General features: G+C 32.7%; 13 protein-coding genes. All 13 read left to right on the forward strand.

Features of this window, described 5'->3' with window-relative positions; all coding sequences use genetic code 11:
• Positions 1-46: 46 nt before the first annotated feature.
• The 13 genes from C7437_RS09155 to C7437_RS09215 all read left to right on the forward strand — a co-directional run bounded on the left by C7437_RS09155 (position 47) and on the right by C7437_RS09215 (position 15,554).
• Positions 47-1,882 (forward strand): polysaccharide biosynthesis protein, encoded by a 1,836-nt coding sequence (locus C7437_RS09155; RefSeq protein ID WP_111439371.1) that lies wholly within the window; start codon positions 47-49, stop codon positions 1,880-1,882.
• A 30-nt stretch (positions 1,883-1,912) separates the two neighbouring features.
• Positions 1,913-3,217 (forward strand): glucose-6-phosphate isomerase, encoded by a 1,305-nt coding sequence (locus C7437_RS09160; RefSeq protein ID WP_111439372.1) that lies wholly within the window; start codon positions 1,913-1,915, stop codon positions 3,215-3,217.
• Positions 3,218-3,241: 24 nt separating this feature from the next.
• Complete coding sequence (galU, locus tag C7437_RS09165) at positions 3,242-4,120, forward strand: UTP--glucose-1-phosphate uridylyltransferase GalU (protein WP_111439373.1); 879 nt, start codon at positions 3,242-3,244, stop codon at positions 4,118-4,120.
• A gap of 268 nt (positions 4,121-4,388) precedes the next feature.
• A complete protein-coding gene (locus C7437_RS09170; RefSeq protein WP_111439374.1) occupies positions 4,389-5,609 on the forward strand; it encodes a DegT/DnrJ/EryC1/StrS family aminotransferase in 1,221 nt (406 codons plus the stop codon).
• A gap of 74 nt (positions 5,610-5,683) precedes the next feature.
• Positions 5,684-6,421 (forward strand): SDR family oxidoreductase, encoded by a 738-nt coding sequence (locus C7437_RS09175; protein ID WP_245909255.1) that lies wholly within the window; start codon positions 5,684-5,686, stop codon positions 6,419-6,421.
• Between the two features lie 48 nt (positions 6,422-6,469).
• The gene (locus C7437_RS09180; protein WP_111439376.1) at positions 6,470-7,267 is read left to right on the forward strand and encodes a GNAT family N-acetyltransferase; all 798 of its coding nucleotides are present in this window, start codon (positions 6,470-6,472) and stop codon (positions 7,265-7,267) included.
• A 22-nt stretch (positions 7,268-7,289) separates the two neighbouring features.
• Positions 7,290-7,877: a sugar transferase gene (locus C7437_RS09185; protein ID WP_111439377.1), complete on the forward strand. Its 588-nt coding sequence runs from the start codon at positions 7,290-7,292 to the stop codon at positions 7,875-7,877.
• Positions 7,878-7,989: 112 nt separating this feature from the next.
• The gene (locus C7437_RS09190; protein ID WP_170122349.1) at positions 7,990-9,216 is read left to right on the forward strand and encodes a glycosyltransferase family 4 protein; all 1,227 of its coding nucleotides are present in this window, start codon (positions 7,990-7,992) and stop codon (positions 9,214-9,216) included.
• Positions 9,213-10,316 carry a glycosyltransferase family protein gene (locus C7437_RS09195; RefSeq protein WP_111439379.1) on the forward strand — a complete coding sequence of 368 codons (1,104 nt, stop codon included), beginning with the start codon at positions 9,213-9,215 and terminating at the stop codon, positions 10,314-10,316. The genes C7437_RS09190 and C7437_RS09195 overlap by 4 nt, the downstream gene beginning before the upstream one ends.
• A gap of 1 nt (position 10,317) precedes the next feature.
• Positions 10,318-11,352, forward strand: coding sequence for a polysaccharide biosynthesis protein (locus C7437_RS09200; protein ID WP_111439380.1), 1,035 nt, complete (start codon positions 10,318-10,320; stop codon positions 11,350-11,352).
• Positions 11,353-11,377: 25 nt separating this feature from the next.
• Positions 11,378-12,487 (forward strand): capsular polysaccharide biosynthesis protein CapF, encoded by a 1,110-nt coding sequence (locus tag C7437_RS09205; RefSeq protein WP_111439381.1) that lies wholly within the window; start codon positions 11,378-11,380, stop codon positions 12,485-12,487.
• A 217-nt stretch (positions 12,488-12,704) separates the two neighbouring features.
• Entirely contained in the window at positions 12,705-13,790 is a 1,086-nt protein-coding gene (locus C7437_RS09210; protein WP_111439382.1) for a glycosyltransferase family 4 protein, read from the forward strand.
• A 687-nt stretch (positions 13,791-14,477) separates the two neighbouring features.
• Complete coding sequence (locus C7437_RS09215; protein ID WP_111439383.1) at positions 14,478-15,554, forward strand: glycosyltransferase; 1,077 nt, start codon at positions 14,478-14,480, stop codon at positions 15,552-15,554.
• Positions 15,555-15,765: the final 211 nt, after the last annotated feature.

The raw sequence follows: 15,765 nt of genomic DNA on the forward strand, positions 1-15,765 counted from the left end.
AAAGTTATTAAATAATAGTCTCATAGACGGAACTGGAGAGAAGTGCATGTCACTAAGAAAAAGGACGTCCATGTTAGTTATTGTCGACTCATGTATTGTTTTGTTCTCGATCTATATTGGATATTTCTTGTTGCATCCTGTTGTAAATCCTTTTACAAATCCTTTTTTATTAATAAGTTCCCTTTCTATTTTCATCGCGCATCATACTTTTGCAATGTATTTCGGGCTTTACCGCAAAGTGTGGGAGTATGCATCTATACGTGAGCTTGCTTCGATCTTTAAAGCGGTAACGTTTTCGATCGTTGTTGTAGCAGTTGTACAAGTCCTCGTACGTGGGGATATATTGTTTAGAGCACTATCCATTACGTGGATGCTGCATATACTGCTCATCGGTGGATCACGCCTGTCATGGCGAGTATTCCGGGACATGTTCTTGTCTGGTCGGAAATCTACTAGTCCGAAGAAACGTACACTTGTCATTGGTGCTGGATCAGCGGGTACGATGATCGCTCGGCAGTTGATGAAAAATTCGGATACGCCATTAATGCCAGTAGCATTTCTAGATGACGATTTGAAAAAAAGAGGATTAGAAATTTTTAATATCCGCGTAGTGGGCACAACAGATATTATACAAGATGTCGTGAAAGACCTAGACATCGAGCATATTATCATTGCCATGCCGTCACTGGACAAGTCAACAAGTAAAGTACTCATGCAACGATGTTTAGACACGGGTATTCGTACGCAAACGATGCCGCTTATTGAAGATTTGTTAACTGGAAAAGTTTCGGTGAATGAAATACGAGATGTGAAGATCGAGGACTTGCTTGGAAGAGATGAAGTAGAATTAGATTTAGGGGCAATATCGTCCAAACTGACGAACAAAAAGATTCTCGTAACTGGAGCTGGTGGCTCGATAGGTTCAGAGATTTGTAGACAAGTTGCTTGTTTTAACCCGAGTCAGCTCATTCTATTAGGTCATGGTGAAAACTCGATCTACCATATAGACGGAGAACTAAAACAAAAAGTTTCAAAGGATACAAAAATTATTCCAATTATTGCAGATGTACAAGACCGAACTAGAATCTTCGACATTGTAGAAGAATATAGACCAGATGTGATTTACCATGCAGCAGCACATAAGCATGTTCCTTTAATGGAAGCGAATCCGATGGAAGCTGTAAAGAATAATATATTCGGTACAAAAAACGTGGCAGAAGCAGCAGATACATTTGGTGTACCGCATTTCGTATTAGTATCAACAGATAAAGCAGTAAACCCACCGAATGTCATGGGTGCGACGAAGCGTTTTGCTGAAATGATTGTACAAAACTTAGCGAAAAATAGTAAAACGAAATTCGCTGCAGTACGTTTTGGGAATGTACTAGGTTCTCGTGGGTCAGTCATTCCACTGTTTAAGCGACAAATCGCTGCAGGTGGACCAGTAACGATCACGGACATGCGTATGACTCGTTACTTCATGACCATACCGGAAGCTTCCAGACTTGTCATCCAAGCAGGAACTTTGGCGAGTGGTGGCGAAGTGTTTGTATTAGATATGGGGGAGCCAGTGAAGATTGTCGACCTGGCTAGTAATCTCATTAAACTTTCTGGTTATGCAGTGGGAGAGATAGAGATTAAAGAGACGGGTATTAGACCTGGTGAGAAGTTGTATGAAGAGTTGATGAATGATAGTGAGAAGCAGAGCGAGGTTGTATTTCCGAAGATTTATGTTGGGAAAGCTACGCCGATTACGAATGCTGAGTTACTCTATTTGCTTGAAAAGATTCCTGGGTTGTCTAGCGTTGAGTTGAAAGAGACGTTGGTAGGGGTAGCTAATCAGCGGAATGTTGAAGTTGGGCAGAAGGTTAGTAGTGTGTGATGATGACTTTAACTAGGTTAGGAGAATGAGATGAGTACGTTAAAATTACAAACTAACTATTTAGATGCTTATATCGGGCAGGACGAGTTGCTTCTATTAAATGAGTCTGTTAAAAGTATTCATGAAGAAATGCATAACAAAATCTCCACTGGGAACGAATTTCTAGGATGGTTAGATTATCCTCTAGAAGATCATAGTGCTGAACTAGAAAAGATGTTAGAAATCGCGTTGGAAGTAAGAAACAATGCGAAAGTATTTGTCGTTATTGGCATAGGTGGATCGTATTTAGGTGCGAAGGCAATTCAAGATGCGCTAAGTCCTTACTTCCGAGTAGATGAATCTTTACCAGAAGTCATTTATGCGGGGCAAAATTTAAGTGGTCGCTACATGAATCAACTATTAAAATATCTAAAATATAAAGATGTGTATATAAATGTTATTTCCAAGTCTGGGACAACTACTGAACCAGCTATTGCTTTCCGTATTTTACGCAAATACATGGAAGAAAAGTACGGAGAAAAAGCGAACGAACGTATTATTGTCACAACAGATAGTGAAAAAGGAGCCCTTCGTGAACTTGCCAACGAAAAAGGCTACCGTTCATTTATCATCGATGAAGACATTGGTGGCCGTTATTCGGTATTTACTGCAGTAGGATTATTACCACTCGCGATTCAAGGGTATGATATCCATGCTATTATGCACGGAGTAAAAGATGCTGCGATTGATTTGAGCGAAGGCGATGTAATAACGAACCAAGCATATCAATACGCTGCAATTCGCCAGTTACTGCTAACAAAAGGGTTTGGAGTGGAAGTACTAGCGTCATTTGAACCTGCACTAAAAAACCTGCATGATTGGTGGCAACAATTGTTTGGAGAAAGTGAAGGGAAAGGGCTTGATGGTATTTTACCTATAGCTGCTTCCTTCTCAACAGATCTACATTCCATCGGACAATATATACAAGATGGCAAACGATTCTTATTTGAGACATTATTACATTTCCATGAAGTAGAAGAAGACTGTGAAGTGCCGTATGATGCTCAAAACAAAGACCAACTGAATTATTTAAGTGACAAGTCGCTCAATATGATTAATGATATAGCAACCCAAGGGACAGCAATGGCCCATGTAGAAGGCGGTGTTCCTGTTATGAGTATTGAAGTGGGAACTTTAGATGAATACCATATTGGTTATTTAATGTACTTCTTTATGAAAGCATGTGCCATGAGTGCTTATTTACAGGGGGTTAATCCTTTTGATCAGCCTGGTGTTGAGGCTTATAAATTTAAAATGTCTGAGTTACTTGGGAAGAATAGTGAAGTGAGAAAATAAATGAGGTTATCGGGGGCATGACGAATGAAAAAAATTAAAAAAGCAATAATTCCAGCTGCGGGATTAGGGACACGCTTTTTACCTGCTACGAAAGCAATGCCAAAAGAAATGCTACCGATTGTGGACAGACCTACGATTGAATACATTGTAGAGGAAGCAATCGCATCTGGTATTGAAGATATTATTATTGTAACGGGTAAAGGGAAACGTGCAATAGAAGATCACTTTGATCAAAATTTTGAACTGGAAGAGCATCTTAGAGCGAAAGGAAAGTTTGAATTACTAGATAAGATCAACCAATCAGCTAAAGTAGAAATCCACTATATTAGACAAAAAGAGCCTAAAGGATTAGGTCATGCAGTATGGTGTGCACGTAATTTTATAGGGGATGAACCATTTGCTGTATTACTAGGGGATGACATCGTACAATCTGAAAAACCTTGTCTACAACAATTGATGGAACAGTTTGATGAAACCGGATCATCTGTCATTGGTGTCCAACAAGTTGCGGATGAAGTGACACATCGATACGGGATAATTGACCCAAGCTCAGCAGAAGGTAGACGTTATCAAGTTAATAACTTTGTGGAAAAACCTGCACAAGGTACTGCACCTTCTAATTTAGCAATTATGGGACGTTATATTTTAACACCGGAGATTTTCGAGTTTTTGGAAACGCAGGAAACTGGTGCTGGTGGAGAAATACAGTTGACGGATGCAATACAGAAGTTGAATGAGTTACAGGAAGTTTATGCTTATGACTTTGAAGGTACTCGTTATGATGTTGGGGAGAAGTTAGGGTTTATACAGACTAGTATTGAATTTGCTTTGCAGAGAGATGAATTACGTGGGGATTTGCTTGGGTATTTGGAGAAGGTTCTTGAAAATGAGAGAGTTAAATAGAGAAGTGTGCCCCTTTAGGGCATAGTTTTTTCTATTATAAATGTTTCAAGAATTATTAGTATTTCAATTTTTTTTAGAAGTTCAATATGTTTGTGTAGAATTTGTAAAGTGTTTAATATTCGGAATAATGAGTTTAGTAGGTTAGTAGGTTAGTAGGTTAGTAGGTTAGTAGTTGGTTGAATAGAGTGACTTGGGAATCCAATTAAGTACTAAGCGACTAATAAAATCTTTTATAAAGACTTAAATAAAAAAAAGTGAGGAAAATAAATTGACTGAAAACGAATTAAGAAATATATCTTTTTCTCCTCCTGATATAACAGATGCAGAAATTGAAGAAGTAGTAAAAGCAATGAAATCTGGTTGGATTACTACTGGACCGAGAACAAAAGAATTTGAAAAAAGAATAGCTGAATTTGTTGGTACAAATAAAGCTGCTTGCTTAAATTCTGCAACAGCTGCCATGGAACTTACTCTTCGAATTTTAGGTGTAGGGCCTGGAGACGAAGTTATCACTTCAGCATATACATATACGGCTTCTGCTTCTGTTATAGATCATGTGGGGGCGAAGATAGTACTCGTTGATACTGCTCCAGATTCCTTTGAAATGGATTATTCAAAACTTGGTGATGCAATTACAGAGAAGACGAAGGTAATTATTCCCGTTGATTTGGCAGGGAAGATGTGTGATTACGATAGCATTTTTGAAATAGTAGAAAGTAAAAAAGAACTTTTTAAGTCTAATAATGAACTTCAATCTTTATTTGATAGAGTAATTGTTATGACTGATGCTGCTCATGCATTTGGTGCTGAGAGAAATGGCAAGAAATGTGGACAAGTTGCAGATTTTACATGTTATTCTTTCCATGCAGTGAAGAATTTGACAACTGCTGAAGGTGGTGCTGTTGTTTGGAGAAATGATATTGGATTAGATGATGAATGGCTATATAAACAATATATGTTATACAGTCTTCATGGCCAATCTAAAGATGCATTGGCGAAAACTCAAAAAGGTGCATGGGAATACGACATTGTCTATCCGGCTTACAAGTGTAATATGACTGATATTATGGCTGGGTTTGGGTTAGTACAATTAAATAGATATGAAGATCTATTGAAAAGACGTAAAGAGATAATAGAGATGTATGACAAAGCTCTATTACCATTAGGTATTCAAAACTTGCAACATTATGGTGAAGATTTTTGTTCATCAGGGCATCTTTATATAACAAGAATACCTGGAATTAATGAAAATCAGAGAAATGAAATAATTGTTAAGATGGCTAAGTTAGGTATCGCGTGTAATGTGCACTACAAACCTTTGCCTATGTTTACAGCTTATAAAAATTTAGGATTTGATATTAAGGATTATGGTAATGCGTTTGCTATGTACGAGAATGAGATTACATTACCACTTCATACTTTGTTACAAGATCAAGATGTAGATTATGTAATTGAACAGTTAAGTTTTATATTGAAAATGACAAGTTAAATTAATTAAAAGGAAGATACTATTGATTAATAAAAGTGAAATACTAAAAAAGTATATATGATATGACGGAGGTAATGATTTTGGATTTAACAGGAAAAGTAGCGGTAGTAACTGGTGCATCAAAGGGTATTGGGAGAGAAATAGCTCGACTTTACTCGGAAAAGGGTGCTCAAGTTATTGGATTTTATTTCACATCAGAGGTTGGTCTTCAAGATACAAAAAATACAAACATAGATTTATTGAAAGTTGATATCAGTAATACAGAAAATTGTGTGGAACTGTATAACTTCATTATTGAAAAATATAAGAAGATAGATATTTTAGTAAACTGTGCAGGAATCACGGAAGATGCACTTACAAGAAAAATGACAGAAGAACAATTTGACAGAGTTATTTCTGTGAACTTAAAAGGAGTTTGGAATTTTACTAGGTTGATAGGTCCACATATGCAACTAAACGGCGGAGGTAGTATAATCAATATCTCAAGTATCGTTGGTGAATATGGAAATATTGGCCAAGCTAATTATGCTGCTACCAAAGCAGGAGTTATTGGCATGACAAAAACATGGGCAAGAGAATTTACAATGAAGAATGGAAATGTAAGAGTGAATGCAATTGCACCTGGGTACACAATGACTGATATGCTAAATTCAGTACCACAGAATTTACTTGATAAGTTTGCTTCTCAAACAATGCTCGGAAGATTGGCACAACCAATTGAAATTGCTAATGTAGCGTTGTTCTTGGCTAGTGATATGTCAAGTTACATTACAGGAACTACAATTGATGTAAATGGTGGTATGAGACTTTAAATTATTAATAAATAACTTTAAAAAATTGGCCATTTTGGAGGAGTACTCGTGAACAATATTGATAACATAAAAATTGAAATAAATGATTGCAATATTTCTTTAAATAAGGATGTATTTAATTCAGATCACTTTGGAATTAAAATGGGAAACATTAATATAGAAAATTTTGATGTAACAATTTCAGATATAGACTTAAGCAGAACATTTGAGAGTTTAATAGAAAAAGCTAAAGAAGCTAAATTTAAACATTTAACTTTTAAAATTGATACAAATAATAAACAACTTGTAAAATGCGTTGAAAAAAAACAGTTTTCACTTGCGGATACATTAATCACTTATCTTTTTGATTTTAAAAAGAGTATCTTACCAGAGATGAATCACAAATGTATTCTAGGAGATTGTAAGGAAGAAGACATAGAGACACTAAAAGAAATATCGAGAACATCTTTCCAGATAGATAGGTTTCATTCCGATGACTCTTTAGATAATTATTTATGTGACACTTATTATGAAAAATGGATAGAAAATTCTTTTAATGGTTTTGCTGATAAAGTAATTGTTGCATACTTTAACGAAGTACCAGTAGGTTATACAACAGGCAAAGTGTATGACAATGAAAAATATGGTCATCTTGTTCTATCGGCAGTATCTAGCGAGTCAAGAGGCTTAGGAGTATATACAAGTATGATTTATGAAGGAGTCCATTGGATGAAAAATGAATATGCGAATAAAGTGGATGGACTTTTAGTAGGCACACAGATTAATAATATAGCTGTACAGAAGGCTTGGATAAAATTAGGGTTTAGCGTATTTGATAGCCAATATGTATTTCAAAAGTTACTATAAAATTAATTTAGGTGGAGAGAAAATGTATAAATTTTTTTTAAAAAGATTATTGGATATTATCTGTGCATTAATTCTTTTACCATTTGTTTTAATTGTACTAATTATAATTGCCCCTCTAATATTTTTAGACGATAGAGGTCCGATGTTTTATAATGCATCGAGGCTAGGAAAAAAAGGTAAGGTATTTAAAATGTATAAGCTAAGGTCCATGAAAGTCAATGCACCTGATATTAGGAATGAAGATGGCTCTACGTATAATTCTGAGAATGATTCTAGAGTAACAAAACTGGGAAGATTCATTAGAAAAACAAGTATTGATGAACTACCTCAGATTTTTAATATATTAAGGGGCGAAATGAGTTTTGTGGGACCAAGACCAGACTTAATTGAGAGTATTGATGTGTATGATAAGAATGAAATAAGAAGATTGGATGTGTTACCAGGTATTACTGGATTTTCACAAGCTTATGTTCGGAACTCTGTTGCTTGGCGTGAAAGAATTAAGAATGATTTATATTATGTTGACCATATTTCTTTAATTCTTGATGTGAAAATTATATTGCAAACAGTGAAGATAGTAATAAAAAAAGATAATGTTTATGCTAGATAAAGATGCATATACTTTAGCAGCAATTATATCTAATATGAAAATTCTTATTAAATAAATTGTATTATGCATATATACATTATTTCCTATGTCTAATGATGTGAAGGAGAAAGTCGTGAAGAATATTTTATTTATATGGACTGAAGGATTCGATACACCAGGACCTTCTAATCACTTGATAAGCTCTTTAATCGAGGATATGTTGGAAAATGAATTCAAAATTAATCTTATTCAGAGTAGAAGAAATAAAGGTACTGATGAAATACCTAATACATTAAGAGATAAAAAAAATTTATATGTAAAATCAGTTGAAAGAAAAGTAATTAGTAAAAATTCATTTGTTCAAAGATATCTTGAAGAAGCCCAGTTTGCATTTAGGTGTTTTTTTAAATGGAGAAAAATGAAAGATATTGATGCTGTGTTTGTTGGATCATGTCCTACAGTAATATTTACTATTTTATTACTAAGATTATTTATGAAAAAACCAATTTTATATAGTGTTCAAGATTTATGGCCTGGTAGTGCTGTGAATAGTGAAGTTCTTTCAAATAGTTTTATAGCAAGTATATTTTACAAATTACAAAAAATTGCGTATAAAAATAGCGATGTGTTGACTGTAATTTCAGAAGACATGAAGACCAAGGTAATGGAACAAGGGGTACCAAAGGAAAAGATATATCCTATAGTTAATTGGTTTGATGATAGGTCTGTCCATGAAGTGTCTTGGGAAGAGAATCGATTTGTTAAAAAATATAATCTTTCAAGGGATAAGTTCTATGTACAGTATGCAGGTACTATGGGATATGTTTTTGACTACAAAATGGTTTTGGAAGTTGCTGAACTATTGAAAGAATATAAAGATATTGAATTTCAAATGATAGGTCAGGGAAGTCAAAAAGATGCTTTTATGAAAGAAAAAGAGAATCGCGGTATAAATAATATATTATTTTACCCCCTTGAGCCACAAGAGATGGTTTCGGATGTGTATAGTACATGTTCAATTTGTATGATACCTTTAAAAAAGGGTATTATTGGAAATTCCGTACCAAGTAAGGCTGGTTTATTAATGGCTTGTAATCGCACTATTGTCAATTCAGTGGATAAAGATTCTGATTATTATAAGATGTTTTTTGAAAATGACATGGGGCTTTCTGCTTCGAATGAAAATCCCAAAGGTGTAGCGGATGCTATTCTTGATTTATATAATGATAATGAAATGCGCGAACAGTTGGCTAAAAATGGACATGAATTTGGAAAACAATATTATTCAAGAAGTGTTAATACAAAAAAATTTATTAATCTGTTCGAAAAAATGGTGAAAATTGAAAGGAAAAAAAAATGAAAGTTCTAGTTCTGGGCTTCACTAAAATATCATACATGCCTTATATGCATTTTTATCTAGAGCAACTAAAGAATAATAATTGTGAAATACATCTTCTTTATTGGAAAAGAGACAGCAATCCAGATTCAGAAAGCCCTGATGGTATAGTAACACATGTTTTTGAACGATATCAGGAGGACACGGTTCCTTTAAGGAATAAAATCGGTAGTTTTTTAGGTTATCGTAAGTATGCATTACAAATATTAAGGAACAACGATTTCGATTTAATCGTTGTTTTACATTCGACTCCTGGCGTATTGCTATTTGATGTGTTGTCAAAAAAGTACAAGGAAAAGTATATACTAGACTACCGGGACTTCACTTATGAAAATATAAAAATCTATAGAAAAATAATACATAAATTGGTTAATGGCTCAGTAGCTACTTTTGTTAGCTCTGATGCTTATAGAAAAAATCTACCTCAAGGCAATCGTCTTTATACATCACATAATATAATAATGAAGTCGATTGAAAATAAAGAAATTAGAAGATTGAAAAGTAGAGATTCTAAACCAATTATAATTAGGTTTTGGGGATTTATTAGACATGAAACAATCAATATAGAGATAATTAGAAGATTGGCAAATGATAAAAGATTTGAACTTCACTATCATGGGCGGGAACAAAAAACTGGGGAAATCTTAAAGGATTTTTGTGGGAAAAATAAAGTTGAAAATGTATATTTTCATGGCGAATACAAACCAGATGATAGGTTTAGTTTTATTAAAAATACGGACTTAATTCATAATATATATGAAAATGATATTAAAACAATTAATGCTATGGGAAATAAATATTACGACGGAACGACTTTTTATTTGCCACAAATTACCAATAAGGGTTCTTTTATGGGAGAACAGGTGAGTAGGAATGGTATTGGTATAATGCTTGATCCAAATTCCTTAAATTTTGCTGATGAAATATGGGATTATTATAAATCTATAAATTGGGACACTTTTAATACTAGCTGTGACGATACCTTAAATAACATAATTATGCAATATAATGACGGAGTTAATATGATTGAGAAGATAATAATTGATGGAAAGAAGGATAATTAAAATGTTTAACGGAAAAACACTATTAATAACGGGTGGTACAGGTTCTTTTGGTAATGTAGTTCTTGAGAGGTTTTTAAGTACTAATATTAAAGAAATAAGGATTTTCTCTAGAGATGAAAAAAAACAGGATGATATGCGTAGACATTACCAAAATGACAAAATTAAATATTATATTGGTGATGTTAGAGATATTGGAAGCTTGAAAAATGCAATGCATGATGTAGATTATATTTTTCATGCTGCTGCACTTAAGCAGGTGCCATCTTGTGAATTCTTCCCTATTGAAGCTGTAAAGACGAATGTACTAGGAACTGAGAATATGTTAACAGCAGCAATTGAAACAGGAGTGAAAAAAGTTATTTGTCTTTCAACTGATAAGGCTGCTTACCCAGTTAACGCTATGGGAATTTCAAAAGCTTTAATGGAAAAAACATTTATTGCAAAGTCAAGAACAGTTTCCCCTGAAAGAACATTAATTTGTGGAACAAGATATGGAAATGTTATGGCGTCAAGAGGGTCAGTAATTCCACTATTTATAGAGCAAATAAAGAGTGGACAACCTTTAACTGTAACTGAAGGTAGGATGACTAGGTTTATAATGAGTCTAGATGAAGCTGTTGAATTGGTTTTATATGCTTTTGAGAATGCTGAAACAGGAGATATAATGGTACAAAAATCTCCTTCTTGCTATGTAGGTGATTTAGCTCAAGCTGTAAAAGAAATATTTAATGTAGATAATGAAATTAAAATAATTGGAACTCGACACGGTGAAAAAATGTATGAAGTTTTACTTACTAAAGAAGAGGCAGCTAAGTCAATAGATATGGGAGAGTTTTATAGAGTCCCTGCAGATAATAGAGATTTAAATTATGAAAAATATCTTGAAGAAGGCTCACCTAGGATTTCATTAACTGATGAGTACAATTCAAGTAATACTAAAATTCTTTGTGTTGATGAAATCAAAGAGCGGCTATTAATGCTAGATGAAATTAAAGAAGAGTTGGTTAATTGGCAGGTTAGAAAAATACAAGAATGAAATGACCTGATAGGAGGATTAAAGAATGAAAGTTCTAATTACTGGATCTGAAGGATTTATTGCGAAAAACTTGGTTGTGACATTACAACAAATAAGAGATATTGTTATTGTGCCTTTTAATAGAAGTGATGATTTGGAACAATTAGATTCATATACGCAAGACTGTGACTTTGTATTACACTTAGCAGGAGTTAATCGGCCACATGATGTTCAAGGTTTTATGCTGGGTAACTATGATTTAACTAAAATATTATTAAATTCGCTAAAAAAGAATGGGAACAGGTGTCCAGTACTATTTGCTTCTTCTACCCAAGCAATAGTCGATAATCCGTATGGAAAGAGTAAAATAGCGGGGGAAAAATTACTACTAAATTATCACCTAGAGACAGGAGCAAGGGTTTTGATTTACCGTTTTCCAAATATATTTGGAAAGTGGTGTAGACCCAATTATAATAGTGCAGTAGCAACATTTTGTCATAACATTGCTCATGAATTACCAATCACAATAAGTGATCCTAGTCTGATAATGAACTTAGTTTATATTGATAATGTAGTGGAAGAGATAATAAATGCTTTGAACGGAACTGAAAATGTAGTTGGTGATTTTTCTGAAGTCCCAGAAGTTCACACTATAACTCTTGGTGAAATCGTTGATTTGATTTATTCGTTTAAAAGAAGTAGAGAAGAACGCTCAATTCCAAATATGGCCGACGAATTCACGAAAAAATTGTATAGTACGTATTTGAGTTATTTACCAGAAAATCAATTTAGTTATGATCTTAAGATGAATATAGATCAAAGAGGAACTTTCACAGAGTTTCTTAAGACCCCAGATAGAGGTCAAGTTTCTGTTAATATTTCTAAACCTGGTATAACTAAGGGAAACCACTGGCATCATTCAAAAAATGAAAAATTTCTTGTGGTTAGTGGAAAAGGAGTAATTCGCTTTAGAAAATTAGAATCGGAAATAATAATTGAATATTTTGTTAGTGGAGATAAATTGGAAGTTGTAGATGTGCCTACTGGTTATACTCATAATATTGAAAATATTGGAAATGAAGATTTGGTTACTGTAATGTGGGTGAATGAAAGTTTTGATCGAGATAATCCGGATACTTATTCATTGGAGGTCTAACTATTCCTGGATAGAAATTTAAAGGCTACAGTACCTTATAATAAAGAGTAAAGGCTGACATTGCGGTTAATGGTCTATCTTTAGCAGAGGGTTCGAAAATAATATTAAATAAATCAATAATTATAGAATAATAATGGATATATAAACAGGGAAATTTTTTGAAACTAAAATATGGCAAGTGTTATTGAAGTCTCAATATTTATAGAGGGAGTAGAAAATGAAAATTGCGTATTTAGTTCCAACAATCTCTAATTTTGGAGGTATAGAACGAGTTACTTCATTATTAACAAATCAAATAGCTTTAAATGATAAATACGATATTACAGTTATTTCATATTATTATAGCGGTGAAGAAGTATATGAAATTAGTCCCCGTATAAATAAAAAATACATCTATAATTATAGAATTTCTTTAAAAAAAGGGATATATAAAGCTGTAAAATTTATAAGAGAAGATATCGATATAGAAAGTTACGATATACTTGTAGTTTGCGGTTCAATTTTCTTTCCAATTGGTGTACTTGGAACAATGTTTAAAAAAACAAAATTAATTTTATGGGAGCATACACATTATTATGGTAATAGTGAGTTGAAGCTGCAAAAAATTTCTAGAAAAGGTTGGGTTGAATTTGCCGATGCAATTATTACTTTAACTGATAGTGATAGGAAGGTATATTTAAAAAAAAGCATTAATAAAAAAGTTTATACCATTCCTAATCCACTAGATCCTAGATTAGAGTTTGTCGAAAAGAAAAAAGATATACACGAAAATAAAATTATAAGTGTGGGGAGATTAACAGAAATAAAAAATTTTGAAGAATGTATTGAAGTAGCTGATATTCTTTTAAAAAAATACTCTAATTGGACTTGGGATATATATGGCGAGGGAAATAGGAGAGACCATTTAAATAAACTTATAAATATATATGGTTTAGAAAAAAAAGTGAATTTAATGGGGAATATAAGTAACATTTATGAAAAATATAACGAGTATAAAATTTTTGTTAGTACATCAAAATCTGAAGGTTTTGGCTTAGCTATACTTGAATCCATGGCTATGGGAGTACCGGTAATTTCTTATGATGTACCATATGGCCCTAGTGAATTAATTGATAATGGAAAGAATGGATATTTAATACCGTTTAAAGATAAGAGGCAACTTTTAGATAGGATAGAAACTCTTATGAATAATAATACTCAGAGAAATGAATTTGCGGAAAAAGGAATAATAAAAGCTGAATCGTATAATTTAGATGAGATTTCAAGGAAATGGGGAGACCATTTCAACAAATTAATGTCTTAGTATTTGTACTAAATCTGTATGAAATATAATGAGTTAGTAGCATCTTTTTAGTAAATGGTTATTCTACAAGTAATTTTGTGATTTTTATAAGAACGATCGCTTGCGTCGCGCTAAAATAATTCGATACTTTTGATAAAACTTAATTCTCTTTAGTATAATCATAACTAAAAGAAATCCTTTATAAATGGTTTCATCAAATTTACCTATAAAATAGAGATATAGCTAGAATTCCATCAACCCCTCTATTTGGATAGTTGTCGTACCGATTTAATGCGATATGATTAAATAAAACAGAGAAGCATCATGAGCGCTGGACACGCGGAATCCGTGAGATTGATCAGCACAAGAGCAAGTGGTGCTAAACCCTATGAAAGAAATCGTTCAGGAATAAAAAAATCTTCCATTGTAAATTAACAGGTCATCAAGCGCAACGCGATAGCTTCGCTTTAATGAGGGATTTGTTTGAAATAAATTTGTATTGAGTAACGAATGTATATGGCTCGATGCGACAAATGTGTTGACAAACACATTAATTAATCCGGTTAGAATCGATTTTGAAAATTACAATATTTTTCGAATTAAGATTGAAAGTAAAATAAATCAACTAAATGTGAGAGTTATCTTGTTCGCAATCTATATTGCATTTAGTTATTGAAAAATGAAATAATGAGATAAGAGGCGAGTTTATTGGATTCTAATGTCCAGGTTAGTGTTATTATTCCGGTATATAACGCAGAATTATATTTAAGTGATTGTATACAAAGTATTAGGAATCAAACATATAAAAATATTGAAGTGATTTTGATTAATGATGGTTCTACAGATAATAGTGGAGTGATTTGTGATGAATTTGCTAGCAAGGATTCGCGCATTAAAGTGAGTCACCAAAATAATTCTGGTCCTTCGATTGCAAGAAATAGAGGAATTGAATTGGCACAAGGTAAGTACATACAATTTGTTGATTCAGATGATACTATTGAATTAATGATGACTGAAATATTAGTCGAATCCATGAATAAAGATAGTCAATTGGTTTTATCCGGTTATAAAGCTACACATATAAACGATGATAATAACAGAATATTACAAAATGTCACTCCGGGAGTACATGGTATATTAAATAATAAGGAATTTTTAAGGGACTTCGGGGTACTTTTTGAACAGTCTGTTATTATCCAACTTTGGAATAAGTTGTATATAACAGAAATCATAAAAAAAAATAATATTCAATTTGTTGAATCTCTAAATATAGGCGAAGATTTATTGTTTAATCTAGATTATTATAAGTTTTGTCAGAATATACATGTAATAAATGATTCTTTGTATAATTATTTAATATTTAATAATACTAATTCTTTAATATCAAACTATAAAAAGGATTTTTTTGGAAATCAACTACTTTTATTTCAAAAGATTAGGGAATTTTTATTGAGAAATGATAGTTATAATAAAAAAAATAAAGATTCAGTTGAAGTGATTTTTATAAATAGTATTGTTGGTTGCTTTAATAATTTATTTCATAAAAATAGTAACCTTACGTCACAAGGCATAAAAGAGCAGATACATAAGATTATTCTTTCAAAAGAAGTAAGGGACGATATTTATTATTTTAAATCAGGTAATATTCAGAAACGATTAATAGGATATTTGATTAAGATTAAATCAATAAATGGTATTTATTATTTTATAAAAGCAAAAAACTTCCTCCGATATAAAATTCATCCGATTTTTAGTTTATTAAAAACTTTTAATTATAAAGATTAAAGTAGGATAGGCTCGACTACACTAAGTTTTGACAGCTGAAATAAGGTCTTGTAAAATTATACTATCAAATAAAGGAAGCGTGCTTTTTATGAAACGCAGGTGCCCGAACATTTACACCCGAATTTAAACTGTTACTAGAGAAGCTTTATGAAAGTGTAGTTCTCATGCGGATATTACCCGTGAATATGATATGATGACTTCTGCGTTAGAT

The sequence above is a fragment of the Psychrobacillus insolitus genome (assembly GCF_003254155.1).
Lineage (GTDB): Bacteria > Bacillota > Bacilli > Bacillales_A > Planococcaceae > Psychrobacillus > Psychrobacillus insolitus.

Coding starts and splice junctions, on each gene's coding strand:
- C7437_RS09155 (WP_111439371.1), top strand. CDS start 47: ATGTCACTAAGAAAAAGGACGTCCATGTTAGTTATTGTCGACTCATGT.
- C7437_RS09160 (WP_111439372.1), top strand. CDS start 1,913: ATGAGTACGTTAAAATTACAAACTAACTATTTAGATGCTTATATCGGG.
- galU (WP_111439373.1), top strand. CDS start 3,242: ATGAAAAAAATTAAAAAAGCAATAATTCCAGCTGCGGGATTAGGGACA.
- C7437_RS09175 (WP_245909255.1), top strand. CDS start 5,684: ATGATTTTGGATTTAACAGGAAAAGTAGCGGTAGTAACTGGTGCATCA.
- C7437_RS09185 (WP_111439377.1), top strand. CDS start 7,290: ATGTATAAATTTTTTTTAAAAAGATTATTGGATATTATCTGTGCATTA.
- C7437_RS09195 (WP_111439379.1), top strand. CDS start 9,213: ATGAAAGTTCTAGTTCTGGGCTTCACTAAAATATCATACATGCCTTAT.
- C7437_RS09200 (WP_111439380.1), top strand. CDS start 10,318: ATGTTTAACGGAAAAACACTATTAATAACGGGTGGTACAGGTTCTTTT.
- C7437_RS09205 (WP_111439381.1), top strand. CDS start 11,378: ATGAAAGTTCTAATTACTGGATCTGAAGGATTTATTGCGAAAAACTTG.
- C7437_RS09210 (WP_111439382.1), top strand. CDS start 12,705: ATGAAAATTGCGTATTTAGTTCCAACAATCTCTAATTTTGGAGGTATA.